Origin of the sequence: Micromonospora sp. NPDC049645 (assembly GCF_040675155.1) — a bacterium.
Classification (GTDB): Bacteria; Actinomycetota; Actinomycetes; order Mycobacteriales; family Micromonosporaceae; genus Micromonospora.
Genome location: NZ_JBFAOI010000005.1, coordinates 242,859 through 266,616, shown reverse-complemented (window position 1 = coordinate 266,616; position 23,758 = coordinate 242,859). Strand labels below are relative to the sequence as shown.

Annotated in this window: 22 protein-coding genes and 1 riboswitch; of the genes, 14 read left to right on the top strand and 8 right to left on the bottom strand. The window is 73.0% G+C overall.

What is annotated here, in order from left to right:
* Nucleotides 1–72: 72 nt before the first annotated feature.
* The 3 genes from AB0J33_RS14830 to AB0J33_RS14820 all read right to left on the bottom strand — a co-directional run bounded on the left by AB0J33_RS14830 (nucleotide 73) and on the right by AB0J33_RS14820 (nucleotide 6,802).
* On the bottom strand, nucleotides 73–2,304 hold the full coding sequence (locus AB0J33_RS14830) for a VWA domain-containing protein (protein WP_363613660.1): 2,232 nt from the start codon (nucleotides 2,302–2,304) through the stop codon (nucleotides 73–75).
* The gene (cobN, locus tag AB0J33_RS14825; RefSeq protein WP_363613658.1) at nucleotides 2,301–5,969 is read right to left on the bottom strand and encodes a cobaltochelatase subunit CobN; all 3,669 of its coding nucleotides are present in this window, start codon (nucleotides 5,967–5,969) and stop codon (nucleotides 2,301–2,303) included. Before cobN ends, AB0J33_RS14830 begins: the two co-directional genes overlap by 4 nt.
* Nucleotides 5,970–6,247: 278 nt before the next feature.
* A riboswitch (cobalamin riboswitch) is annotated at nucleotides 6,248–6,377 on the bottom strand.
* A 152-nt stretch (nucleotides 6,378–6,529) separates the two neighbouring features.
* Nucleotides 6,530–6,802, bottom strand: a complete 273-nt coding sequence (locus AB0J33_RS14820; protein WP_363613656.1) for a hypothetical protein — start codon at nucleotides 6,800–6,802, stop codon at nucleotides 6,530–6,532.
* A gap of 153 nt (nucleotides 6,803–6,955) precedes the next feature.
* Here AB0J33_RS14820 and AB0J33_RS14815 point away from each other — a divergent pair, with 153 nt between their 5' ends.
* A complete protein-coding gene (locus AB0J33_RS14815) occupies nucleotides 6,956–7,849 on the top strand; it encodes a DUF5919 domain-containing protein (protein WP_363613654.1) in 894 nt (297 codons plus the stop codon).
* Nucleotides 7,846–8,676: an inositol monophosphatase family protein gene (locus tag AB0J33_RS14810; RefSeq protein WP_363613652.1), complete on the top strand. Its 831-nt coding sequence runs from the start codon at nucleotides 7,846–7,848 to the stop codon at nucleotides 8,674–8,676. The genes AB0J33_RS14815 and AB0J33_RS14810 overlap by 4 nt, the downstream gene beginning before the upstream one ends.
* Nucleotides 8,677–8,758: 82 nt before the next feature.
* Here AB0J33_RS14810 and AB0J33_RS14805 read toward each other — a convergent pair whose 3' ends face one another.
* On the bottom strand, nucleotides 8,759–9,094 hold the full coding sequence (locus tag AB0J33_RS14805; protein WP_363613650.1) for a hypothetical protein: 336 nt from the start codon (nucleotides 9,092–9,094) through the stop codon (nucleotides 8,759–8,761).
* 122 nt (nucleotides 9,095–9,216) lie between these two features.
* On the opposite strand from AB0J33_RS14805, the gene AB0J33_RS14800 reads away from it, so the two are divergent.
* The 3 genes from AB0J33_RS14800 (at nucleotide 9,217) to AB0J33_RS14790 (ending at nucleotide 11,167) form a co-directional block, all read left to right on the top strand.
* Nucleotides 9,217–9,825 carry an RNA polymerase sigma factor gene (locus AB0J33_RS14800; RefSeq protein ID WP_363613648.1) on the top strand — a complete coding sequence of 203 codons (609 nt, stop codon included), beginning with the start codon at nucleotides 9,217–9,219 and terminating at the stop codon, nucleotides 9,823–9,825.
* Nucleotides 9,818–10,537 (top strand): hypothetical protein, encoded by a 720-nt coding sequence (locus AB0J33_RS14795; RefSeq protein ID WP_363613646.1) that lies wholly within the window; start codon nucleotides 9,818–9,820, stop codon nucleotides 10,535–10,537. Before AB0J33_RS14800 ends, AB0J33_RS14795 begins: the two co-directional genes overlap by 8 nt.
* Nucleotides 10,538–10,675: 138 nt before the next feature.
* The gene (locus AB0J33_RS14790) at nucleotides 10,676–11,167 is read left to right on the top strand and encodes a hypothetical protein (RefSeq protein WP_363613644.1); all 492 of its coding nucleotides are present in this window, start codon (nucleotides 10,676–10,678) and stop codon (nucleotides 11,165–11,167) included.
* 127 nt (nucleotides 11,168–11,294) lie between these two features.
* Here the strand turns inward: AB0J33_RS14790 and AB0J33_RS14785 are convergent, their stop codons facing one another.
* Nucleotides 11,295–12,203 (bottom strand): aldo/keto reductase, encoded by a 909-nt coding sequence (locus tag AB0J33_RS14785; RefSeq protein WP_363613642.1) that lies wholly within the window; start codon nucleotides 12,201–12,203, stop codon nucleotides 11,295–11,297.
* 73 nt (nucleotides 12,204–12,276) lie between these two features.
* Entirely contained in the window at nucleotides 12,277–13,539 is a 1,263-nt protein-coding gene (locus AB0J33_RS14780) for an MFS transporter (RefSeq protein ID WP_363613640.1), read from the bottom strand.
* A gap of 162 nt (nucleotides 13,540–13,701) precedes the next feature.
* On the opposite strand from AB0J33_RS14780, the gene AB0J33_RS14775 reads away from it, so the two are divergent.
* Together AB0J33_RS14775 and AB0J33_RS14770 are read left to right on the top strand one after the other, a co-directional pair.
* Nucleotides 13,702–14,691 carry a LacI family DNA-binding transcriptional regulator gene (locus AB0J33_RS14775; protein ID WP_363613638.1) on the top strand — a complete coding sequence of 330 codons (990 nt, stop codon included), beginning with the start codon at nucleotides 13,702–13,704 and terminating at the stop codon, nucleotides 14,689–14,691.
* Between the two features lie 89 nt (nucleotides 14,692–14,780).
* Nucleotides 14,781–15,482, top strand: a complete 702-nt coding sequence (locus AB0J33_RS14770) for a phospholipase (protein WP_363613636.1) — start codon at nucleotides 14,781–14,783, stop codon at nucleotides 15,480–15,482.
* Between the two features lie 248 nt (nucleotides 15,483–15,730).
* On the opposite strand, the gene AB0J33_RS14765 is transcribed toward AB0J33_RS14770, so the two are convergent.
* Both AB0J33_RS14765 and AB0J33_RS14760 read right to left on the bottom strand, forming a co-directional pair.
* Complete coding sequence (locus AB0J33_RS14765) at nucleotides 15,731–16,855, bottom strand: FUSC family protein (protein ID WP_363613634.1); 1,125 nt, start codon at nucleotides 16,853–16,855, stop codon at nucleotides 15,731–15,733.
* A gap of 449 nt (nucleotides 16,856–17,304) precedes the next feature.
* Nucleotides 17,305–17,934 carry a TetR/AcrR family transcriptional regulator gene (locus tag AB0J33_RS14760; protein ID WP_363613632.1) on the bottom strand — a complete coding sequence of 210 codons (630 nt, stop codon included), beginning with the start codon at nucleotides 17,932–17,934 and terminating at the stop codon, nucleotides 17,305–17,307.
* 65 nt (nucleotides 17,935–17,999) lie between these two features.
* On the opposite strand from AB0J33_RS14760, the gene AB0J33_RS14755 reads away from it, so the two are divergent.
* The 7 genes from AB0J33_RS14755 (at nucleotide 18,000) to AB0J33_RS14725 (ending at nucleotide 23,699) form a co-directional block, all read left to right on the top strand.
* Nucleotides 18,000–19,163, top strand: coding sequence for an FAD-dependent monooxygenase (locus tag AB0J33_RS14755; protein WP_363613630.1), 1,164 nt, complete (start codon nucleotides 18,000–18,002; stop codon nucleotides 19,161–19,163).
* 141 nt (nucleotides 19,164–19,304) lie between these two features.
* Nucleotides 19,305–20,102: a DUF3153 domain-containing protein gene (locus AB0J33_RS14750; protein WP_363613628.1), complete on the top strand. Its 798-nt coding sequence runs from the start codon at nucleotides 19,305–19,307 to the stop codon at nucleotides 20,100–20,102.
* Between the two features lie 143 nt (nucleotides 20,103–20,245).
* Nucleotides 20,246–20,590: a hypothetical protein gene (locus AB0J33_RS14745; protein ID WP_363613626.1), complete on the top strand. Its 345-nt coding sequence runs from the start codon at nucleotides 20,246–20,248 to the stop codon at nucleotides 20,588–20,590.
* A gap of 11 nt (nucleotides 20,591–20,601) precedes the next feature.
* The gene (locus AB0J33_RS14740; RefSeq protein WP_363613624.1) at nucleotides 20,602–21,210 is read left to right on the top strand and encodes a glycine zipper family protein; all 609 of its coding nucleotides are present in this window, start codon (nucleotides 20,602–20,604) and stop codon (nucleotides 21,208–21,210) included.
* The gene (locus AB0J33_RS14735; RefSeq protein WP_363613622.1) at nucleotides 21,207–21,905 is read left to right on the top strand and encodes a carboxypeptidase-like regulatory domain-containing protein; all 699 of its coding nucleotides are present in this window, start codon (nucleotides 21,207–21,209) and stop codon (nucleotides 21,903–21,905) included. The genes AB0J33_RS14740 and AB0J33_RS14735 overlap by 4 nt, the downstream gene beginning before the upstream one ends.
* A gap of 23 nt (nucleotides 21,906–21,928) precedes the next feature.
* Nucleotides 21,929–23,215 carry a phage tail sheath subtilisin-like domain-containing protein gene (locus AB0J33_RS14730; protein WP_363613620.1) on the top strand — a complete coding sequence of 429 codons (1,287 nt, stop codon included), beginning with the start codon at nucleotides 21,929–21,931 and terminating at the stop codon, nucleotides 23,213–23,215.
* A gap of 1 nt (nucleotide 23,216) precedes the next feature.
* A complete protein-coding gene (locus AB0J33_RS14725) occupies nucleotides 23,217–23,699 on the top strand; it encodes a phage tail protein (RefSeq protein ID WP_030327509.1) in 483 nt (160 codons plus the stop codon).
* Nucleotides 23,700–23,758 lie beyond the last annotated feature (59 nt).

The following is a 23,758-nucleotide window of genomic DNA, read 5'->3' as shown; positions in this document are numbered from 1 at the left end:
CTCGTCCCCCGTCCCTCGTCGGTGTATCCCGCGATCGTGCAGTTTCTGCTGGTCATATGCGTGCTTTGCCCGTCATGCCGCGACCGGACGTGCGCGATCGCGGGAGTCGGGGTGGGTCAGGGCTTCCAGGGCGGTTCTCGGGGCGTTCAGCTGGGTGGCCAGGCGGGCGGCCAGGTTGAGGCGGACGGGGCCGGACTCGCAGTCGACGACCACACACGAAGCCCCGGTGGCCGCCAGGACCGCCGCCGCTGCCGCCGCCCGGTCCAGCGGGCGGGTGCCGGCGGTGGCACGACCATCGGTCACGACGAGGACCAGGGGGCGGCGCTTCGGGTCACGCAGGCGCTCCACCCGCAACAGGTCGGCGGCGGCGAGCAGCCCCTCGGCCAACGGCGTACGCCCACCGGTCGGCAACTCGGCCAACCGCGTCGAGGCGGCCAACACCGACGAGGTCGCCGGCAGCAGGGTCCGGGCGTCGGCGCCCCGGAACGCGATCACCGCCACCTTGTCCCGCCGCTGATAGGCGTCGGTGAGCAGCGCGAGTACCGCGTCCTTCACGGTGGCCATCCGCTGCCGGGCGCCCATCGAGCCGCTGGCGTCCACCACGAACAGCACCAGGTTGCCCTCGCGTCCCTCGCGAACCGCCTCACGGACGTCGTCGCGGCGCAGCCGGAGCGGGCCGGTGAGCCGGCCCCGGGCCGCCTGGTGCGGCGCGGCGGCGCGGATCGTGGCCGGCAGGTGCAGCGCGCCGACCCGGCCCGCCGGCACCCGGGCGCCGGTGGTGCGACCCCGCCCGGTACGGGCCCGCGACCGTCGACCCGGCACCCCGTCACCCAGACCGGGCGCGGTGAGCGTCCGCGCCTTCAGCCCACCCCGGGGTACCGCCACCGGTTGGGACTTACCGCCCTCGGCCGGGTCGTCACCGGCCGACGATTCGCGGCCACTGCCGTTGCGGTCGTCACCGTTGCGGTCGTTGCCGTTGCGGTCGCCCGCCGGGCGCTGCGGCCAGCCGTCGTCACCCCGGTCGCCGGCCTGCTGCTGTGGCCAGCCGTCCGGGCCGTCGGTGCGCCCGTCCGGGCCGGCGTCGTCGCGCGCCGCCGACCGCCCGGCCGACTCGGGTCCGCCGTGGTCGGCGGGGTCACCGCCGCCGTCGCCCGGGACGTCGCCGCCGGTCGACCCGCCGCCGTTCGGGCCGCCGGCCGGACCACCACCCTGCGGGCCGCCACCATCCGGACCACGGTCGTCGGGGCCGTTGTCGTCCGGGTCGTCGGGGTGGGCGTCCTGAGCGCGTTGCAACGCCTCGTCGAGACGCTTCTCGTCCAACCCCGGGGTGTCGAACGGGTCGCGGCGGCGGCGGTGCGGCAGGGCCAACCGGGCGGCCACCCGGACGTCGTCGACGCTGACCCGGTCCCGGCCGTGCCAGGCGGCGTGCGCGAGGGCGGCACGGGCGGTGACGATGTCGGCGCGCATCCCGTCCACGTCGAACGCCGCGCACACCTCGGCGATCTGCCGCAACGCGGCGTCCGGAAGTCGTACCCCGGGAAGCCGGCGGCGGGCGGCGGCCACCTGGGCGGCGATCTGGGCGTCGGCGTCGGCCCACCGGGCGGCGAAGCCGACCGGGTCCGCGTCGGCGGCCAGCCGGCGGCGGACCACCTCGACCCGGACCTCCGGATCCCGGCTGGCACCCACCTCCACGGTGAGCCCGAACCGGTCCAGCAGCTGCGGGCGCAGTTCCCCCTCCTCCGGGTTCATCGTGCCGACCAGCAGGAACCGGGCCGCGTGGCTGACCGAGACGCCCTCGCGCTCGACGTGGCTGCGGCCCATCGCCGCCGCGTCGAGCAGCAGGTCGACGAGGTGGTCGTGCAGCAGATTGACCTCGTCGACGTAGAGCACCCCCCGGTGCGCGGCGGCGAGCAGACCCGGCTCGAACGCGCGGACGCCCTCACCGATCGCCTTCTCCAGGTCCAGTGCGCCCACCACCCGGTCCTCGGCGGCGCCCACCGGCAGCTCGACGAGGCGGGCCGGGCGGGTCTCGGCGTCGGCGTCGGCCGGGTGCGGGCCGTCCGGGCAGGCCGGGTCGGGCTCGGCCGGATCACAACCGAAGCGGCAGCCGGCCACCCGGTGCACCGGCGGCAGCAGCGCCGCGAGAGCCCGGACGGCGGTCGACTTGGCGGTGCCCTTCTCGCCGCGGACCAGCACCCCGCCGATCGCCGGGGAGACCGCGTTGAGCAGCAACGCCAGGCGCATGTCCGCCATACCGAGCACCGCGCTGAACGGGTACGTGGTCGTGGCGACGGTCTCGGTCATGCCCGATCCTCCAGGTCACCCTCGCTGGCCAGATACGTGTCGCGCAGCCGGTCCAGGGTGGCCGGCTCCGGTTTGGCCCACAGCCCCCGGTCGGCGGCCTCCAACAGCCGCTCGGTGATGCCGCGCAGCGCCCACGGGTTGGACCGCTCCAGGAACTCCCGGGTGGTCTCGTCGAAGAGGTACGCGGCGGCCAGGTGCTCGTACATCCAGTCGTCGACCACGCCGGCGGTGGCGTCGTAGCCGAACAGGTAGTCCACGGTGGCCGCCAGCTCGAACGCGCCCTTGTAGCCGTGCCGGCGCATCGCGGCGATCCACTTCGGGTTGACCACCCGCGCCCGGAACACCCGCCGGGTCTCCTCGCCCAGCGTGCGGGTCCGCACGTCGTGCGGCATCGCCGAGTCACCCACGTACGCCTGTGGGGACGTGCCGGTGAGGTGGCGGACCATCGCCACCATCCCGCCGTGGTACTGGAAGTAGTCGTCGGAGTCGACGATGTCGTGCTCGCGGGTGTCCTGGTTCTTCACCGCCACCGCGATCCGGGCGAAGGAGCGCTCCATGTCGGCGCGCGCCTCCCGCCCGTCCAGGCCCCGGCCGTACGCGTACCCACCCCACACCGCGTACACCTCGGCCAGGTCGGCGTCGCTGCGCCAGGTCCGGGCGTCGATCAGCGGCAGCAACCCCGCGCCGTACGCGCCCGGTTTGGAGCCGAAGATCCGGGCGGTGGCCCGCCGCTCGTCGCCGTGCTCGGCGAGGTCGGCGGCGACGTGCGCGCGCAGGTAGTTCTCCTCGTCCGGCTCGTCGAGGGCGGCGACCCGCCGGACGGCGTCGTCGAGCAACGCCACCACGTGCGGGAACGCGTCGCGGAAGAAGCCGGAGATGCGCACGGTGACGTCCACCCGGGGCCGACCCAGCTCGGCGGTCGGCACCACCTCGATGCCGGTGACACGTCGCGACCGGTCGTCCCAGACCGGCCGGCAGCCCAGCAGCGCGAGCACCTCGGCGATGTCGTCGCCCTGGGTCCGCATGGCGCTGGTGCCCCAGACCGTCAACCCCACCGAGCGGGGGTACGTCCCGGTGTCGGCGAGGTGCCGGGCCAGCAGCGAGTCGGCGAGGGCCACCCCGACGTCCCAGGCGTTGCGGCTGGGGATGGCCTTCGGGTCGACGGAGTAGAAGTTGCGGCCGGTGGGCAGCACGTTGACCAAACCCCGGGTGGGTGAGCCGGACGGGCCGGGCGGCACGAACCGCCCGTCCAGCGCCCCGAGCGTGTGGGTCAGCTCGTCGGTGGTCCGGTCCAGCCGGGGCACCAGCTCGGTGGCGGCGAAGTGCAGCACCGCGGCGACGTCCGGGATCGGCTGGCCGGTCACCTCCGCGACCACCGCGTCGACCGCGTCCACGGCCCAGTCCAGGGTCTCCATGCCGACGACCAACCGCCGGGCGACGGCCTCGATGAGGTCGATCGCGTCGGCGGCGGTGCCGGCCGGACCGTCCGCCACGTCGGTCAACGCCGTGGGCAGCGTCAGACGCTGACCCGGCGCCGCGAGCAGTTCCTGCTCGTCGAGCCCGTAGGCGACGGCGAGGGCCTGCCGCAGGCCGGGCAGGGCGCGGGCGCCACCCCAGATCTGCGGGGCGCGCAGCACCGCGAGGACCAGGTTGACCCGGGGCTCACCGGTGGGCGCGTCGGCGAGGATGTGCAGACCGTCGCGGATCTGCACGTCCTTGACCTCGCAGAGGTACCCGTCGAGGTGCAGCACGAAGTCGTCGAAGTCGTCCGCGTCGGGCATCGCCTCGGCGTGCAGGTCGTGGTGCAACTCGGCCGCGCGCACCAGGTCCCAAATCTGGGCCCGCACGGTGGGCACCTTGGCCGGGTCGAGCGCCTGCACGGTGGCGTACTCGTCCAGCAGCTGCTCCAGTTTGGCCAGGTCGCCGTAGGTCTCGGCGCGGGCCATCGGCGGGACCAGGTGGTCGATGACCACTGCGTGCGCCCGCCGCTTGGCCTGGGTGCCCTCACCGGGGTCGTTGACGATGAACGGGTAGACCAGCGGCAGGTCGCCGAGGACCGCGTCGGGCGCGCAGTCGGCGGCCAGGCCGAGACCCTTGCCGGGCAGCCACTCCAGGGTGCCGTGCTTGCCCAGGTGCACCACGGCGTCCGCGCCGAAGCCGCCGTCCGCGACGGGAGCGCTCAACCAGCGGTACGCGGCCAGGTAGTGATGGCTGGGCGGCAGGTCCGGGTCGTGGTAGATGGCGATCGGGTTCTCCCCGAAACCGCGGGGTGGCTGGATCAGCAGCACCACGTTGCCGAAGCGCAGCCCGGCGAGCACGATGTCCCCGCCGTCGGTGTACAGCTCGCCGGGCGGTTCACCCCAGTGCTGCCGCATCCGCTCGCGCAGCTCGGCCGGGATCTGGTCGAACCAGCGCCGGTACGTCTGCCCCGGTATCCGGGCCTCGGCCGCGGCCAACTGCTCCGGGGTGAGCCACTCCACATCGTGACCACCGGCGGCGATCAGCGCGTGGATCAGCGCGTCCCCGTCGGCGGGTGGCGGCGCGTCGCCCAGGTCGTAGCCCTCCTCGGCCAGCGCGGCGAACAACCGGACCGCCGAGACCGGGGTGTCCAACCCCACGGCGTTGCCGACCCGGGAGTGCTTGGTCGGGTACGAGCTGAGCACCACGGCGATCCGCTTGTCGGGGTTGGGCACATACCGCAGCCGGGCGTGGCGCACCGCGATCCCGGCGACCCGGGCGGCCCGCTCGGGGTCGGCGGCGTAGATCGAGAGGCCGTCCGCGTCGATCTGCTTGAACGAGAACGGCACGGTGATGATCCGGCCGTCGAACTCGGGGATGGCCACCTGCATCGCCGCGTCCAACGGGGACAGTCCGGCGTCGCTGTCGGCCCACTGCGCGCGGGTGCTGGTCAGGCAGAGCGCCTGGATGATCGGCACCTCCAGGGCGGCCAGGGCGCCGACGTCCCAGGCGTCCTCGTCGCCGCCCCCGGAGGCGTCCGCGGCGACCGCGCCGCCGGCCGCGAGCACGGTGACCAGCAGGGCGTCGCAGCGGCTGAAGAGTTCGAGCGGGCCGGCGTGGCCGGTCAGCCCCCGCAGCGAGCCGCAGAAGATCGGCAGGGGGTTGCCGCCGGCCGCCCGTACCGCCTCGGCCAGCACGTCGACGAACCCGGTGTTACCGGCGAGGGCGTGCGCCCGGTAGAACACGATCCCCACGGTGGGCTGATCCGGATTCGTGACGTGCTCACCGTGCAGGCCGTACGCCGGGGTGGCTGAGGGCGGGGCGAAGCCCTCGCCGGTGAGCAGCACCGTGTCGGAGAGGAAACGGGCCAGCTGCCCGAGGTTATCCGGCCCACCCTCCACCAGGTACGCGAGCGCCTGGGTGACGACCCCGGACGGCACGGTGGAGATGGCCATCAGCTCGGCGTCGGGCAGCGCCTCGCCGCCGAGCACGACCGTCGGCACACCGGCGGCGAGCACCGCGTCGAGACCGTCGGGCCACGCCTGCCGACCGCCGAGCAGGCGTACGACGACGAGGGCGACCCCGTCGAGCAGGGCCGGCACCTCGTCGGCGGCGACCCGTGCGGGGTTGGCCAACCGGTAGTCGGCGTCGCTGGCGCGGGCCGCCAGCAGGTCGGTGTCGGCGGTGGAGAGCAGCAGAATGCGCACGGCAGGCTCCGGAAAGTGACGCCCCGAACCCTCACGGGTGACCGGAACGATGCGGGTGGGTAATGCGTCAGCCGGTACGACGGCCCGGGTGGACGACACACCGACGCGGGCGTCGGGGTCGGTCAGCGGCGGGCGCCCGGCTCAGTGGTGCCGGTGGCCGGTGTCCTCGGAGCGCACTGCCTGGAGCGCAAAACGACGATGTTCGTCGATGAATGAGACGCCGTGCGTCATCGGGTCCTCCTCGGGTGTCCACGCCCTGGGGTACGTCCCGACGGCCGAAGTATCCTGGCTTCCGGATCGACGCTCTCCCCCGGCCTTCCAACCGCAGACACACGGCCGTGACTCACGAGGGGGGATCGCTCCCCGGTGACAGTGGCGGGACCGCGTCGGAATTGCACCGACTTCCTTCACTGCCGTCAGGCCGCGAATGCTGCCACATCGGCGCGCCGCCGGTCAACGCAGGCCCCGGCGTCACCTACCCGCGATCACGAGATTGACCTGCGGAAATATCGGCGCGCAAGGGTTGTCTCATCGCCCCGACGGCAGGGCTCCGCCCTGGGTTACTCCTCAAGGCGTCGCGGCCGGCGGGTCAGTGACAGCCAGCCGAGGAAGCGCGCGTGCAGCACGGCAAGGTCGGGGCGACCGCCGAGTTCGTACAAGTCGTGGATGGCCTCGTTCATGCAGGACGTCAGGTACAGGGCCAGCGCCAGCGAGTGGCCGTAGAACTCGGCGACGAGATCGAGTTGCGCGCGGGAGCACGGCCACGCGGCGGCGCAGTTGCGGCACAACCAGGCGGGACGCATGGGTAGGTGCGGTCGGGACCGAAGACTCACACCATGAGCCTGCTCACCGCAACCGCCGCTATCCATCACAGGCCGTGATCCCTCGACGGATGACTTTCTTCCGCTCCCCGGATGACCTCCCGCTGCGGCCATCCGGTCAGTGGATAAGCTGGCCCTCACACTTGAGCGGGAAGGGAGCCATCCGTGAGCGTCCGGACAACTGCCGCGCTTACCATCTCCGACCTGCTGTGGGACCGCACCGACATGCTCGACGCCTTGGCCGCCCGCGATGTCGCGCAGGTATTCCGCCTCGTCCAGCGAGCCACCCACGTCAGCCAAACCACCCTGGGTGTCGCCACCGGGCTCAGCCAGGCGCAGGTCAGCGAAATCACCAGCGGTGCTCGCCGGGTCAGCAGCATCGACGTCCTCGCCCGCATCTGCACCGGCCTGTCCATGCCACGCCACGCCCGGATGACGTTCCTGCTCGGCGAACGCGACCAGACACCGACCGAACGGGACGCCAGTGGCCCGCAGGTCACGAAGGTTCTGCGGGACAGGCGCGCCGATGTCACCGCGATCTATTCCAGCCGGTCAGCTTTCGTGGCGGACCTGCCGCCGCACGTCCTCTTCGACCATGCCACGGACATCCGGGCGTCCGGCCTGTCGCTCAACCTCATTTGTCAGCAGTACGCCGACAACCACCTCCTGAAGCTCCTCGCCGCCGGCACCCGCCTCCGGTGCCTGTTCCTCGATCCCGCCGGTGCGGCAATCAGGCGGCAGGAGCGTGAGGACGACTACCCGGACGGACAACTCAGCGCGCTCACCGAACTCAACATCCAGAACCTGACCCGCCGCATTCGAGACCGACTCCCCGCCAGTGCCCGAGACAACCTCGCCATCGGGGTCTATGACGAGTCCATTCGCGCCAACCTACTTCTGATCGATGACCGGCTCTGCGTCGTTCAGCACTACCTACCGCAGCTGCGAGGCGTCGACTGCCCGACCATGGTCATCGAGCGCAACGCGAGCACCTCCGGCCTCTACCCGATCTTCGACGAGATGTTCAGCTCACTCTGGAATCGCAGCCGCCAGCTATGACCGACTACGCCCGTCTCCTTCCCCTCGCGAAGGAGGCCGTCGACCTGGCGCACGACCTGATGCGGACACTCCAGCCCGGTGCGCTGACCTTCAAGGGTGACCGCGACATGGCTTCCGAGTTGGACTACGCGATCGAGCGAGAGGTCCGCGAGCATCTGGCCGCCAAAGCTCCTGACATCGGATTCCTCGGCGAGGAGTACGGCAGCAGTGGCGACACCAGCACACTCACCTGGGCGCTCGACCCCATTGACGGCACCGTCAACTTCGTCCACGGCTCGCCCCTGTGCGCGATCTCCCTCGGGCTCATCCACGCCACCCACGCTGTCCTCGGCGTCATCGACCTTCCGTTCCTCGGCACTCGCTACCACGCCGTGAAGGGACACGGCGCCTACGCCAACGATCGACGCATCCACGCCAGCGGGGTCACGGACCTCAAGGACGCCGTCGTCGCCATCGGCGACTACGCGGTCGGCACCGAGGCCAGCCGGAAGAACACCGAACGACTTGCCATCACCGAGCAACTCACCCAGCACGTTCAACGGGTACGCATGCACGGTTCTGCCGCAATCGACCTCGCCTGGTTGGCTCACGGCAGGATCGACGCGTTCGTCATGCTCAACAACAATCCCTGGGACACCGTCGCGGGTGTCGCCGTCGCCCGGGAAGCCGGAGCCCTGGTCGTCGACATCGACGGCACGCCCCACAGCGTGGACGCTCTCGCCACGGTCGGCGGCAACGACCTGCTTCTTCCGCCCCTGCTCACGCTCGTTCAGCGATCACTCAGGCGTGCGGAACCCCGCCAGGATGGACGGCCATCGCCGGGCTAGACCTGCTTCAGAAGTCGGTGGGGGTGCTGAGCTGATGAGCTGAAGCACCCGGCCGCCGGTCGTCAACCGCTGGCGTCGCCGATCAGCGGGCGTGGCGTTCCGGGTGGGCGCGGTTCCAGGTGCGCATCCGTTCCGGGTAGCCGGTGCGCGCCGCCTCGTAGAGCGGCACCGCATGCTTGCGGGCGATGGCGCCGGCCGCACGGGGCGTGCCGGTACGGCGACGGATCCACTCACCGTCATGGGCGATCGCCACCACCGTGGTGTCCGTCGCGGTCGTCTCCGGCTCCAGGTAGAACTCCACCCCGCGTCGCGTGGCGACGAACGACTCCAGCGCCGCGAGGTCGTCGCGGGTCGCCTCTCGGTCCAGCTTCGTCGGGGTCGTCTCGGCACCCCGTGACCGGCGACTGAACCAGCTCATGCCCCACCCCTCTCCTCGACGCCCCCCAGTGCAGCACCGTTTCCTGGCAATACGCTGCACGCCGGGTGGGAGCACGCTGACCCGCGCCGGGTGGAACCCGCGGCGGGTGGAACCCGCGGCGGGTGGAACCCGCGGCGGGTGGGCGGTGTCATGAGTGTGATCGATCGGAGGCTCCCCTGGACGACGAGGCGCTCGTCACCCGCGCTCGGGCAGGCGACCTGGAGGCGTACGACCTCCTGGTCGCCCGGCACACCGCGTCCGCGTACCGGACGGCGGTGCTGCTCGGCGCGGGCTCGGACTCCGAGGATGTCCTCCAGGAGGCGTTCGTGAAGGCGTACCGCAAATTGTCCCGTTTCCGCGGCGAGTCGTCCTTCCGGTCCTGGCTGCTCACGATCGTCGCCAACGAGACCCGCAACCTGCACCGCTCCCGGGGCCGACGTGACGGGCTCGTCCTGCGGGCGGCTGCCGCGGATCCGTCGTCCGAGGTCGCCGAGGACGACGCGGTCGGCGCGGTTCTCGCCGGGGAGCGCCGCGCCGTGCTGGTGGAGGCCCTGCGTCAACTCCCCGTGCGTGACCGCGAGGTGATCGTCTGCCGGTTCTTCCTCGACCTCACCGAGGAGGAGACGGTGGCAGCCCTCGGCTGGCCCCGAGGCACGGTGAAGTCGCGCACGTCCCGGGCGCTGGCGAAGCTTCGCGGCCTGCTCGACCGCGAGGAGGTACGGCATGGCTGACCTCGAACGGGAGTTGCGCGACCTCGCCGCCTGGCTGGAGACGCCCGAGCCGCCCGACGTGACGGCCGCTGTCCGCGTACGGCTCAGCACGCCCGCGCCCCGGCGGCGCCGGTGGCGTTCGCTCGCCGTGGCGGCGCTCGTCGCCCTGCTGGTGGCGGCGTTGCCGCCGACCCGGTCCGCCATCGCCGACGCCGTCACCGGGCTGCTGCGCTTCGCCGGTGTCAGCATCGCCACCTCGGCCGCCCCGACGCCGCCCGGCGGCACCCCGTCGCCGTTGCCCGGGCAGCGGGCCGTCACCGTGGACGAGGCGCAACGGGCGGTACGGTTTCCGATCCGCATACCGGCGCGGTTGGGCCCACCCGAGCAGGTGCTGGTCGCCGACCCGGACGCCACGGGCAGATGCCGGGTGGCGACGCTGCTCTACGACGGGGGCGCGCTACGCGTTGACGCGTTCGACGGTCGTCTCGACCTGTCCTTCCACAAGGAGGTCACCCCGCCAGGGGCGGACTGGGTCCAGGTCAACGGCGACTTCGCCGTGTGGGTCGACGGCCCGCACGTGTTGTCCTACGCGGACCGTACGGGGCAGGTCCGCAAGGAGAGCGCCCGGCTGGCCGCCTCGACCCTGATCTGGCAGGACGCCGACGTGAGCTACCGGCTCGAAGGCGCGCTCACCCAGACCGAGGCGATCGAGATCGCCCGCTCGCTGCGCTAGGGAACCTGGCGGGACCGGCCGGTGTCCTGAAGACACGACGAGTCGCCGCCACCTCGGTCTGTTCCAGCCCGAGGTGGCGGCCGGTGCACCGGAGGGGTGGAGATGGGTTCACGGGGCAGGTTGATGCTGGTGTCATCGGTGGTCCTTCTGACGGGATGCACGGCCACGACCAGCGGCGGGTCGGCCGCACCGACTGCCACCACGGCAACGACGGCCAGCGCGAGCGCGGCGAGCGCCGCGACGGGCTGCGGTTCGCGGGTCGAGACGGGGTCCCTGCCCGACTGGGCGGACGCCGGGTTCAGCGGGGACGCACGGGTTCCGCACGTCTTCGGCACGAAGGGAGACATCGTGGCGGTGCTGTTCTCCCATCCGCTGCGCCAGGTCCGGACGGACGGGTCGACCAACAAGATCCTCTGGGTGGCCCGTGCCGCCACGACGTCGCCCGACCCGGCGGCGCCGGCAACCCTGGTGATCACCGCGACACTGGACGGCACCGACACCCGGGTGACCCGGGAGGTCGCCGGCGGTCCGGGCCCGTCGGGCATCGACATGCCGCAGGCTGGATGCTGGCACCTCGACCTGCGCTGGTCCGGGCACACCGACACGATGGACCTGGTCTACGCACCCTGATCCGCCCCCACCCACCCGCTCCCGCGCTCCCCGCCCTCCCGCTCCCCCCGCCCCCCGTGCCGTCGATCATGGAGTTAGCGGCGCGACACGCCGATATCGGTGCCGCTAACCTCATGATCAACGCAGGCTAGGGGGTGGAGTGGGAGAGGTCGGACAGGTCCTCGGGGGTTAGGGACAGGGCTGCGGCGGCTATGTTCTGGGTCAGGTGATCCGGGTCGGCGGTGCCGGGGATGGCCAGCACGTGTGGGCCCTGGTGCAGGGTCCAGGCGAGGCGTACCTGCTGCGGGGTGACGCCGTGCGCGCGGGCGACCGCCTCGACGGCCTCGCCCTGCGCGGCGCTCGCGCCCGCCTCCCGCCCGGTGCCGGCCAGCGCGAAGAACGGCACGTACGCGATGCCCCGCTCCCCGCAGAGCCGGACGAAGTCGTCCTGCTCACGGTAGGCGTCCACCCCGTAGTTGTTCTGCACGCAGACCACCGGCGCGATGTCCGCCACCTCGTCCAGCTGCTCGGGTCGGACGTTGGAGAGCCCGAGGTGCCGGATCAGCCCGGCGGCACGCAGCTCGGCGAGCGCGCCGAACCGGTCGGCCACCGGCACCGCTCCCGGTCCCCGACCGAGGCGCAGGTTCACCACGTCGAGCTGGTCGCGGCCGAGCCGGCGAAGGTTCTCCTGCACCTGAGCCCGCAACTGCACCGGGGTGAGCGCCTCGGTGAAGCCCGCCTCCGGGTCGTACCCGAAACCGACTTTGGTGGCGATGACCAGATCCGGTGGGTACGGGGCCAGCGCCGCGCGGATCAGCTCGGTGGCGTAGCGGGCCGGGCCGGTGCCGACTCCCAGGGTGCCGCCGGGCGACACGTAGAACGCGGCGGTGTCGATGTGGTTGACGCCCAGCTCCACGGCGCGGCGCAGCAGGGCCACGGCCCGGTCACGGTCGGGGTTCGCGGTGATCCGCATGGAGCCGAAGCCCATCCGGTGCACGGTGCGGTCGCCCAGGGTCCAGGTGCCCGCCGCGGCGGCGGTGATCTCGTCGGTTGGCATCGGGCGACCGTAACCAGCACGGGTGCGCGGCGCAGTCGGCCACGCACCCGATACCGCCCGACGGCGGGTTGGGTTAGTTTTTAGCTACCGACGGAGCCGTTTCGGCGGCCTGCGGCTGGCGCAGCACCGGCACCAGCAGCAGGGTCGGCAGCAGCAGCAACGGCACCGCCAGCAGTGCGCGCAGGGTGCCGACCTGGTCACCGATCAGCCCCAGCAGCGGCGGGCCACCGAGGAACGCGGTGTAGCCGATCACCGCGACCACGCTGACGCGCACCGCCGAGTGCGCCTCGTCGTCGGCCGCGGCGCTCATCCCGACCGGGAAGCCCAGCGACGCGCCGAGGCCCCACAGCGCGACGCCGATGACGGCCACCGGCCCGGAGCCCGCCAGCACGGCCAGGCCGGCGCCGACCACGGCGAGCCCGATGGTGCCGCTGAGCACCGGCACCCGACCCCACCGGTCCAGCGCGATGGTGCCGAGGGTGCGCCCGACGGTCATGCCCACCACGAAGACCGCGAAGACCGCCGCGCCGGCAGCCTCGCTGAGGTCCCGTCCGTCGATGAACGCCACTGCCAGCCAATCGTTGGCGGCACCCTCGGTGAACGCCGCCACCAGCACGAACAGCCCGATCAGGAGGGTGCGCGGCTCCCGCCACGCGGCGAGCTGCGCCCGGCGGCGGGCTGCCGGTGTGGCGTCCGCCGGGTCGCCGGTGTGATCGCTGCCCACGGGCAGGAACATCCGGGCGGCGAGCGCGGTACCGGTCAACACGACCACCGCCACCGCCACGAGGTGGGCGCCGACCGACACGTCGAAGCGGGCCGCCCCGGCGCCGAGGGCCGCGCCGGCCACCGAACCGAGGCTCCAACCCGCGTGGAAACGGGGCATGATCGTGCGGCCCAGTCGACGTTCCACCGCCGCGCCCTCGACGTTCATCGCCACGTCGCAGGCGCCGGAGCCGTAGCCCAGGGCGACCAACCCCACGGCGACGACGGCGAACGACCCGGTCACCGTCGCGCCCAGCCCCGCCACGGTCAGGCCGATCGCGACCAGCACGGTGGCCATCGTGACGGTGCGGGCCGCGCCGAATCGCTGGGCGAGCAGGCCGGAGGTGGGCATGGCGAGCAGCGCGCCGACACTCATCGCCAACAGCAGCAGCCCGAGTCGGCCGGCGGAGAGGTCCAACGCCTCGCGGACCGCCGGGACGCGGGAGAACCAGCTGCCGACGGCGAGCCCGTTGAGGGTGAAGGTGACAGCGACGCCGTTGCGGGCGAGCCGCACCGTGCGCAGGGACGGCGATGCGGTGTCCGGAGCCAACGGTCGGCTGGTGGGGGCGCTCACGAGGGGTAGTTCCTCTTTCTCGGGGTGATCTCCTGGCACGATCGCACACCTGAGAGCGCTACCACCACAACCGGGTATCGCCCCTTACCGCTGTTGGTTCGCCCGAGGCATGATGTGAACGGGCGTTTGCCCGACCGGACGGGCAGCCGCAGGAGGCGAACGATGACGGCAGCGGCACACCGACGGGCCACTCTCGAGGACGTGGCCCGGGTCGCCGGGGTGTCCCGGTCCACGGCGTCGCGGGTGATCGCCGGCACGGGGTTCGCCTCGCCGGCCGCCCGGGAACAGGTCTCGGCCGCCGTCGACCAGCTCCGTTACGTCCCCAACCCGGCAGCGCGGGCCCTGGTGCGCGGCGGCGGCGTACGCCTGGTCGTGGCCGTTCTGGGCACCAGCGCGGCGGTGCTCGACGACCCGTACGTGCACCAGGTGGTCGGCTCGGCCGCCCGGGTGTGCACACCTTCCGGTGTCGGGGTGGCGCTGCACTGGCTGCCGATCGGCGACCCGCGCGCGCTCGACCAGCTCGACGGTGATCGCAGCGTCTGCGGTGTGATCCTGGTCAACACCACCGAGGAGCTGCTGGAGGCGGTGCCCCGGTCGATGCGCGGGCGGGTGGTGTCGATCGGCGTCGGTTCGGCGACCGTGCCGTCGTTCGACGTCGACAACGCCGCCGGCTCGGAAGCGGTGCTGCGCCACCTGTACGCCACGGGCCGCCGCCGGATCGCCATGGTGACCGGCCCCCGGTGGCTGCCCTGCGCGCAACGCCCCGTGCGGACGTACCGCCGCCTCATGGGTGAGGCGGGCCTGCCGGAGCGGGTGCTCACCGGGGACTTCACGGCGGCGCGTGGCCGGACGGCGGCCGGGGAGGCGCTGCGCCACTGGCCGGACGTCGACGCGATCTACGCGATCAGCGACGACACCGCGCTCGGGGTGATCGCGGGCCTGCGGGACGCCGGCGCGCAGGTGCCCGGTGACGTCGCGGTGGCCGGCTTCGACGACATCCCGGTGGCCGGGTTGACCACCCCGGCCCTGACCACGGCGAGTCACCCGGTCGGGCGGATCGCCGTCGCCGCGGCCACCGCCCTGCTGGACGGGCGCCCGGTCGCTCCAGTGACCTTCTTCCCGTCCGCCCTGATCACCCGGGCCAGCGCCTGAGTCGGCGCTCAGCGCCACGCCGACGGTTAACCGCGCACGGGCCGGGTAACCGCCTCGGACCTTTCGTCCACCGCGAGGAGTGCCGACCCGTGTCCGACTCCGCGCCGTCGCACTGGGACTCGGCGCCGGGCCCCCGAAACGGCCGGTTGACCGCCCGCCGCCACCCACCGCTGGCACCGGCGCCCACCGGGCTGGTGCCGATGACCGGCCCCGACGGGGACCAGCTGGCCCTGGCGTACGCCCCGGAGCCGGCGACCGACGCTTCGGCGTACCGGTTGGTGCTGCTGTTGCACGGTGCGGGCGGCTCGGCGCGACAGGGGCTGGACCTGCTGTCGCCCGTCGCGGACGCGCACCATCTGCTGCTGGTCGCCCCGGAGTCGTCAGCGGCCAGTTGGGACCTGATCGCCGGTGGGTTCGGGGCGGACGTGGAGCGTATCGACGCCCTGTTGGCGACCGTCTTCGACGGCTACCCGGTGCGGGACGTGACGTTCGGCGGTTTCTCCGACGGCGCCTCGTACGCGTTGTCGCTCGGCCTGGCGAACGGGGACCTGGTCGACGCGGTGCTGGCGTTCTCCCCCGGTTTCGCCGCGCCACCGGTCACCCACGGCCGGCCCCGGATCTTCATCTCACACGGCGTCGACGACCGGGTGCTGCCCATCGACGTGTGCAGCCGTCGCCTCGTCCCCCACCTGCACGGCCTCGGCTACGACGTGACCTACCAGGAGTTCCCCGGGGGGCACGTCATCCCCACCCCGATCCGCGACTCAGCCACCACCTGGCTAACCACCTAACCCCAACCCCGCCCCGCCCCGCCCCCCGACCGGCCCTACCCCGCCCCGCCCCGCCCCGCCCCGCCCCGCCCCGGTCGATCATGGAGTTGTGGTGGGCAGTTGATGCCGGAAAGTGGCTTACGTGAGGCACCACAAGTCCTTGATCGACCAGGACGGGGTGGGGACGGGGTGGGTCGGGGTGGGGGCCGGGGCGAGGTGGGGTGGGGCGGGGCGGGGACGGGGTGGGGTGGGGTGGGGGCGGTCGGGGGTCAGACTGGGGGGAGACCGAGGGCGTCGTCGACGCGGGCCAGGACGGCGGCGTCGTCCTCGGGGTTGACGCCGCGCAGCAGGTCGATGGCCGTGGCCCGGACCTGACCGATGATCATCGCCAGCGGGAGGGCCTGCCCGGCGCCGAAGAGCCGTCCGGCGGCGTGCACGGCGGCCAACGCCGACTCGTCGGCCCGGGTGGCGTGCCGGTCGGCGGTCTCGTCCTGCCCGTCCAGCTCGGCGGCGAGGGCTGCGCCGGCCTCGCGGACGGCGTCGGCCAGCAACCGCAGGGCGACGCCCAGCTCGGGCGGCACCGGAGTGTGCAGCCGACTGAGGGTCACGCCCGCCCGGGCCAGCACCCGGACATTGCGGACCGCGTAGTCGATCTGCCGGATCGAGTCGTCCACCGAACGCAGCCGACCGATGTGCTGGCGTCGGCGGACGCTCAATCGCAGCGCCTCACCGGCGGCCAACACGCCGTCGCGCAGCCCATCCACCCGGGCGTCCATCCCCCGGGCCTGGGCCAACGCGGCGACCGCGGCCGGCTCGTCGCGCCGGTCCAGCGCATCGGCGATCCCGCCCAGCAGCCCGGCCAACTCGTCGAACGTCCGCCGCACCTCGGCGACCAGCGGAGCCAGTGGGTGCCGGGCGTCGACCAGCAGGCTGGCCGCGAGCGCGACCGCGCCGCCGATCAACGCGTCGACGAAACGGAACGGCACCAACGACCCGTCCGGCGGTGCGACCACCACCAGGTAGAGAGCGGAGACCGCGGCCTGCACCAACGTCACACCGGTGGCACCGAAGGCCACCGCGAGCAGGACGGTGAGCAGGATGACGGTGAAGACCGTCCAGGTGCTGCCCGGACCGAGCGCCTGCACCACCAGGTCCGCGACGAGCACCCCGGCGGCGACCCCGAGGACGACCTCGACGGCGCGGCGGATGCGCTGCCCCCGGGCCTGACCGAGAACGATCAGCGCGGCGGCCGGCGCGAAGAAGGGCTGCGGATGCCCGAGCAACCGGGTGGCCAGCAGCCAGGCCACGGTCGCCGCGACGGTCGCCTCCAGCACCGGCCGCCAGCCGTGCCGCAGTCGGCCGCCGGCCGTCCGCAGGCCGCTGAACCGCACCATCACCCACCCTCTCCCCTCCGCGCCGGCCGGCCTGCGTGCCCCTGGTCCGACACCACGCCGCCGGCTCGCCGCAACCCGCCGTCCGCTCCGCCTTCGGAGCTGATGCCGTCAACGCCTCAGGCTCGATGCCGTAAACGACTCAGCTCCCCAGGACCGGTCCACTGCATCACGCCGCCGGTCCACGGCATCCGACGCGATCGTCTCTCATGACGCGTCGGACCTGCCCACCGGGCTGTTCCACGCCCCGCCGGGCGGCCTGCCGTGCCCGCGCGCTGCCATGCCCGCCACACCGCCAGACCCGCGCGGCCGGACCCGGCTACCAGGCCCGCACACCGCCAGCCCCACACACCGCCAGACCCGCGCGGCCGGACCCGGCTACCAGGCCCGCGCACCGCCGGGCCCGCACACCACCAGACCCGCACGCTGCCGGGTCCGCGCGGGCGGTTGGGTCAGGCTCCGGTGAGGGCGCGCAGCAGCGTACGGACGGCGGCGCCCAGGTCGGCGCGGCTGGCCGCGCTGCCGGGCTGGGGGGCGCTGAGCGCGCCGGCGCCGGCCAGCCGGTCGAAGAGCAGCCCGTCCACGAAAGCGACGAACTGGTCGCCCTGCCGTTCGGGGTCGGGTGCCCCGGCTCGGGTCAGCAGGTCCCGGGCCTGCGCGCGCAGCCCGGTGCCGTGTTGCAGGATGCCGCGCAGCTCGGGCCGGTGCACCGCCTCCAGCAGGCAGGCGTAGCGGGCGAGGCTTCGGCTGCGCTCGACGCTCAACCACCGGTCGAGCAGGTCGGCGATGCCGCCGGCGAGCGCGTCCAGGTCGTCGCTGCCGAGCCGGGGAGCGGGTGTCGGCGGTGGCGGCCCGGTCGGCAGGTCGTACGCCGCCAGGTCGGCCCGGTCCCGCTCGGCGAGCCGTCCCACCACCGCCTCGATGAGCGCCTGGCGGGTGCGCAGGTAGGCGGAGGTGGTGCCCGGCGGCATCCCGGCGCGGCCGTCGACCGCCCGGTGGGTGAGCGCCCGCATGCCGCCGTCGGCGATGAGTTCGATGGCCGCGTCGGTCAGCACCGCGATCCGGTTCGCCCGCGCCGTCATGGCATTCCTCCTTCCGGGGTCCGCAGGTAGTATCGCTCTTCTACAGCTGTAGAAAGGCGGTCGAGATGAACGACGCACACGCGGTGGTGGTCGGCGGCGGCATCGGCGGGTTGAGCGCGGCCCTCGCCCTGCACCGGCACGAATGGCGGGTCACCGTCCTGGAGCGCGCCGCCGAACTACGCGAGGTCGGTGCCGGCCTGAGCCTGATGGCCAACGCGGTACGCGGCCTGGACGCTCTCGGTCTCGGCCCGGCCCTGCGCCGCAGCGGACACGGCGAGGCGCCCGGCGGCATCCGCGACCGGCACGGGCGGTGGCTGTCCCGGGTGGACGCCGCGGAGATGGTCCGCCAGCTGGGCACCACGGCACTCGGCGTGCACCGGGCCACGCTGCACCGCACCCTGCGGGAGGCCCTGCCCGCCTCCTCCCTGCACACCAACGCCGAGGTGGAGCACGTCGAGTCCGACCCGGACCGGGCCGAGGTGCGCTACCGGGGGCCGGACGGCCCGCACACCCTCGACGCCGACCTGGTGGTCGGCGCCGACGGCCTGCGCAGCCGGGTCCGCGCCCAACTCTGGCCGCAACACCCCGCCCCGGTGTACCAGGGGTCGACGGCATGGCGGGCGGCCATCGCGTTCCCGGACCCGGTGCCGGCCGCCATCACCTGGGGACCGGGAGCCGAGTTCGGCATGGTGCCGATCGGCGACGGCCAGCTCTACTGGTACGGCGCGCTGAACGCCCCGCCCGGCGGCCACGCCGCCGACGAACGGGCGGCTGTGCGGGACCACTTCGGCGACTGGCACGCCCCGATCCCGGCGCTGCTCGCGGCGACCCCACCCGACGTCGTCCTGCGCAACGACATCCATCACCTGGCCGTGCCGCTGCCCTCGTACGTGCAGGGGCGGGTGGCGCTGCTCGGCGACGCGGCCCACGCGATGACACCCAACCTCGGGCAGGGAGCCGGGCAGGCCATCGAGGACGCGGTGGTGCTCGGCGCGGTCTGCGCCCGCGGCGCCGAGGGACTGCCGGCCGCCCTGGTCGCGTACGACGCGCAGCGTCGACCGCGCAGTCAGGCAGTGGCCCGGGCCTCCGTCGTCGCCGGCCGGTTCGGACAGCGGCTGCACCACCCGATCGCCCTCGCGTTGCGGGCCGCCGCGTTGCGGCTCACCCCGGGCCGGGTCGCCCTGCGCAGCATGGCCCGCTACGCCGACTGGCGACCACCGGTGGGCTGATCGCCCGCGCAAAGCTCCAGAATAGTCATTCGGGTCGTCGCCCGAGCTAATCAAAGGCGACAGTGCGCCGGTAAAATCGGCGACTTCGTTGTGACCGATCGCTGACTGCTGATGGTGAAAGCGATCACACACACTGAGCCCATGAACAGGAGAGTCAACCGCGGTAAGGCACTCCGCGTCGCGGTGTGTCTGCTCCTTCTCGCCGCGTTGAGCGGCTGCATGGAACTCAACATGGGGTTGACCGTCAACGCCGACGACACGGTCGACGGTCAGCTGCTGCTGACGGCCCAGAAGTCCGTGCTGAGCGCGCGGAACAAGAACATTCCGGCCGCCTTCGCGGAACTGCGACAGAACATTCCCGCCCTGCCGGCCGGTGAAGAGACCGGATACGAGGACGGCAGGGTCTTCGGTTCCCAGATCAGTTACCGGAAGGCGCCGCTGGCGGGTTTCGACACGGAGAGCGTGAAACTGGTCCGAGACGGTGACTTCTACCGCTTCACGCTGCCGCTCGACCCCAACAAATACGGCGGAAAGATTGCCGAGCAGAATCCGCAACAACAGCAGGCGTTCCTCAAGCTGATGTCGTTCGAGATCTCGGTGACATTTCCCGGCAGGGTGATCGACGCCAACGGCACCGTCAACGGCCGGTCGGTCAGCTGGAAGGTCGACTCCAACCAGGACAAGCCGACCGAACTGCGGGCCGTGGCCGAGGCGCCACCCCGACCGTCCGCCTCGCCGGCCGCCGCCGCGGCCAATGGCGGATTCCCCTGGCTGCTGGTCGTCGGCGGCGTACTCCTCCTGCTCCTGCTCGCCGCGGTGGGCGTACTCCTGATGCGTCGCCGGCACCCGGCGGCGACCGGACCGACCCCACCCGGACCGACCCCACCCGGACCGACCCCGCCGCCGGGCCCACCCGCCGGCGCCCCGGGGCCTGGCTGATCCACCCGGTGGTCGGCGCAGCCGGCCACGCCCGGCCCCGGCCGCCCCCGAGACGACGGCGACCGGCCCCGGTGCTTCGCGCCCGGAGCACCGAATCTCACCACCACGTCCCGGTCGCACCATCGCAGAAAAGGGGGATCGGCATGAACGATCTCTTCACCTGGGCAGCCCTGGGGACCATCGCCGGCGCGAGCGCCGCCACCCTGCTGGCCACCAACGTCATCGGCGGGCTGATCGGCCCGAGCGGCGACAAACTCCGCAAGTGGATCGCCATCGCCATCGCGCTGCTGCTGTCCTACGTGACGGCGGCGTTCGCCGACGACGCCGGCGGCGAGAAGTGGGTCATCGCGTTCTTCAACGCGCTGGTCATCTTCTCCGCCGCGCTCGGCGTCAACCAGTTCCCGCCCGGCAACCGGCAGGCGACCCAGCCGTCGCCGACCCAGGTCGCGCAGGGCCGTGAACCCCGAGTCTTCCGCTCCTGGGTCTGAGGGGTGTCGTCATGGTCTTCGGAATTCTCAGCGCGGCGATCCAGGTCGCCTTCGGCGCACTGCTCGGCTTCCTCGCCGGCGGTCCGATCGGGTTGCTGATCGGCGCCGTCGTGGGCCTGGTGGTCGGCGCGGTCTTCGGCTGGTCGGTAGCCTCCGCCGGGGTGTACGCCTCGGACGCCCGCGGCGTCTTCCTCTTCGTCGTCGACCACACCTGGAGTCTGCTCAACACGGTCGTCGGCGCCATCTACCTGACCGTGCACCTGGTCTTCGGGCACTCGCTGGACCGGCCCACGTCGCTGGGCAGCGGCCGGGTCAGCGTGGTGGAGGGGGTCTCGCCCCGCTACGCCACCACCATCGGCACCGTCTGCGCCGGCTCCAGCTCGGGCATCCAGCGGCACGAGGACGTGCACATCTTCCAGGGTCGGCTGCTCGGCCCGCTCTACATCCCGCTGGTGTTGGCGAACTACGTCCTGTTCACCATCGCCCCGGTGTGGTTGCTGTACCACGACCACACGAACGCGCCGATCAACCGCTTCACCCGGTACTTCGAGATCGGCGTCTACCCGCACGTGTGGAACGAGGCCATCGCGTACCGGATCCAGGGGACGCCGCCGCGATGACCGACCACGGGCGCGGACCGATCGAGGCGGCCACCGCGGAGCTGGTCGCCTGGGTGACCAACGCGGCGGGGCAACCCGTCCCGATCGGCCCGCCCCGGGCCTGCGACGACGCCGACGGGCTCACCCTCTGGCCCCTCGACCTGCGCCCGGCCCGGCAGACCCGCTCCAGTGGCGCGGTCCGCGAGCCGTACCGGTTCACGGTGCGCCACCTGCTCTGCGTGACCGGGCCGGCCGGGTTGCCCCGGCTGGACCGGGTGCTCGCCGCCGCGACCAGCGACGGCAGCTACCCGGTCGTTCTGGAGGCCGGTGACCCACCACTGTGGACGGCGTTCGGCACCGCGCCCCGACCGGCGCTGCTGATCGACGTACCCGCGCAGGTGGACCACCCGACCCCGGCCGCGCCGCCGGTGCTGCGACCGCTGCGGCTACGGCAACTCGACGTACGCAGCCTCAGCGGACGGGTGGTCGGCCCCGAGGACCAACCACTGGCCGCGATGCGGGTCGAGCTCGCCGGCACCGGATCCGCCACCCGTACCGACCCGGACGGCCGGTTCCTGATCGTCGGCGTCCCGCACGACCCCGAGCACCCGAGCCCGGTCCGGTTGCGGCTGACCGGACGCGGGCTCGTCCTCACCGCCGACGTGGACGCGGGTGAGGACGACGTCGTCATCGTCTGCGCGCCACCGACCCACTGACACCCACCCGCACAGGAGGACCGATGCCCAGCTACTTCTCCCCCGGCATCTACGTCGAGGAGGTCCCCAGCGGCGCCCGACCGATCGGGCCGGCGAGCACCAGCATCGCCGCCTTCGTCGGCGTCGCCCCGAACCGCTCCGCCCACCTGGGCAAGGCGGTACCGGTGAACAACTGGACCGAGTTCCTGCGGCTCTTCGCCGACGGGGAGCGGGTGGAGAGCACCCCGCTGGCGCGGGCGGTCTTCGGCTTCCTGGACAACGGAGGCGCCCGGTGCTGGGTGGTCAACGTCGGCGAGGGCGGCGCGATCACCGGCACCGGTCAGCGGCGCGGCGGCCTGCAACTGCTGGAGGCGGTCGACGAGATCTCCATCATCGCCGCGCCCGGCTTCCATGACGTGGTGTCGCACGAGGCGCTGCTCAGCATGGCGGAGCGCACCCGCACCATGGTCGCGATCTGTGACCCGGCACCGGACATCGACGACATCGCCGCGTTGACCCGCGTCGCCACGCCGTCGTCCGGCAAACCCGCCAAGCCCGCCGAGGGCGCGGGCGGCGGACCGGGCGGCGGGTCGGGCGGCGGGTCGGGTGGTGGGGCGGGTGGCGGGGCGGCCCAGCCGGGTGGCTCCGGCGGGCACGAGGGGCCCGCCTACCGGCCGCGCCAGTCCGAGTTCGGGGCCTTCTACTATCCCTGGCTGCGGGTCCGCGACCCGATCAGCGGCGAGTTGGAACTCACCCCGCCGAGCGGGCACCTGGCCGGCATCTGGGCCCGCACCGACGCCCTGCGCGGGGTGCACAAGGCCCCCGCCAACGAACCCGTCCGCGGCGCCGTCGACCTGGGCTACCTGGTCACCCGGCCGGAGCACGACGTGCTCAACCCCAAGGGCGTCAACGTGATCCGTTACTTCGCCGGCGAGGGCATCCGCGTCTGGGGCGCCCGTACGCTCGCCGCCGAGGCCAGCGAGTGGCGCTACCTCAACGTCCGACGCCTCAGCATCGCCATCGAGCAGGCCATCGCCAACGGCACCCGGTGGATGGTGTTCGAGCCAAACGACTTCACCCTCTGGCGCTCGATCCGGCGCGACATCGGCGCGTTCCTCACCCGGGTGTGGCGCGACGGCGCGCTGCTGGGGCGCAGCCCCGAGGAGGCGTTCTTCGTCAAGTGCGACGAGGAGACCAACCCGCCGGACGTCCGCGACGCGGGCATGGTGATCGCCCACATCGGCATCGCGGTCGTGAAACCCGCCGAGTTCGTGGTGTTCAAGCTGAGCCAGTGGGCCGGCGGCACCGAGACCGAGACGATCGGAGGCTGACATGCCCACCACAGCCACCCCGCAGCCCGGCGCCCCGGTCGACCCGTACCGGGCGTACAACTTCCGACTGCTCATCAACGGCGTCACCAACGGCCACTTCACCGAGATGACCGGGTTGGAGGTGAACATCCCCGGGCAGCCGTACCGGGAGCACGGCCTGGGTCGGATGCGGATGGTGCCCGGTCAGGCCGAGTACGAGCCGGTGACGCTGCACTTCGGCCTGACCGCCTCCCGCGAGCTGTGGGACTGGGTGAACGCCACCGCCCAGGGCACCCTCAACCGTCGCAACGTCTCCGTGGTGCTGCTCGACTCGGTCGGGACGGCCGAGGTGCTGCGGTGGAACCTGATCGACGCCTGGCCGACCCGGTGGCGCGGCGCGCACCTCAACACCCTCAGCCACGAGATCGCCATCGCCTCGCTGACCCTGCGCTACGAGGGCCTGGAGCTGGAGACCGGCGGTGCCACCGCGCCGACGCCCGCGTAGCTGGCTGGCCGGCCGCCTGCGCTCGGCGGCCGGCGCGGTGCAGCGCCTCGCCGGGCGGG

What these genes read in the sequence shown, in the direction of transcription:
- AB0J33_RS14830 (WP_363613660.1), bottom strand. Translation starts at nt 2,304, where the DNA reads ATGACCGAGACCGTCGCCACGACCACGTACCCGTTCAGCGCGGTGCTC.
- AB0J33_RS14810 (WP_363613652.1), top strand. Translation starts at nt 7,846, where the DNA reads ATGACCGACTACGCCCGTCTCCTTCCCCTCGCGAAGGAGGCCGTCGAC.
- AB0J33_RS14805 (WP_363613650.1), bottom strand. Translation starts at nt 9,094, where the DNA reads ATGAGCTGGTTCAGTCGCCGGTCACGGGGTGCCGAGACGACCCCGACG.
- AB0J33_RS14795 (WP_363613646.1), top strand. Translation starts at nt 9,818, where the DNA reads ATGGCTGACCTCGAACGGGAGTTGCGCGACCTCGCCGCCTGGCTGGAG.
- AB0J33_RS14785 (WP_363613642.1), bottom strand. Translation starts at nt 12,203, where the DNA reads ATGCCAACCGACGAGATCACCGCCGCCGCGGCGGGCACCTGGACCCTG.
- AB0J33_RS14775 (WP_363613638.1), top strand. Translation starts at nt 13,702, where the DNA reads ATGACGGCAGCGGCACACCGACGGGCCACTCTCGAGGACGTGGCCCGG.
- AB0J33_RS14765 (WP_363613634.1), bottom strand. Translation starts at nt 16,855, where the DNA reads ATGGTGCGGTTCAGCGGCCTGCGGACGGCCGGCGGCCGACTGCGGCAC.
- AB0J33_RS14760 (WP_363613632.1), bottom strand. Translation starts at nt 17,934, where the DNA reads ATGACGGCGCGGGCGAACCGGATCGCGGTGCTGACCGACGCGGCCATC.
- AB0J33_RS14755 (WP_363613630.1), top strand. Translation starts at nt 18,000, where the DNA reads ATGAACGACGCACACGCGGTGGTGGTCGGCGGCGGCATCGGCGGGTTG.
- AB0J33_RS14750 (WP_363613628.1), top strand. Translation starts at nt 19,305, where the DNA reads ATGAACAGGAGAGTCAACCGCGGTAAGGCACTCCGCGTCGCGGTGTGT.
- AB0J33_RS14745 (WP_363613626.1), top strand. Translation starts at nt 20,246, where the DNA reads ATGAACGATCTCTTCACCTGGGCAGCCCTGGGGACCATCGCCGGCGCG.
- AB0J33_RS14740 (WP_363613624.1), top strand. Translation starts at nt 20,602, where the DNA reads ATGGTCTTCGGAATTCTCAGCGCGGCGATCCAGGTCGCCTTCGGCGCA.
- AB0J33_RS14735 (WP_363613622.1), top strand. Translation starts at nt 21,207, where the DNA reads ATGACCGACCACGGGCGCGGACCGATCGAGGCGGCCACCGCGGAGCTG.
- AB0J33_RS14730 (WP_363613620.1), top strand. Translation starts at nt 21,929, where the DNA reads ATGCCCAGCTACTTCTCCCCCGGCATCTACGTCGAGGAGGTCCCCAGC.
- AB0J33_RS14725 (WP_030327509.1), top strand. Translation starts at nt 23,217, where the DNA reads ATGCCCACCACAGCCACCCCGCAGCCCGGCGCCCCGGTCGACCCGTAC.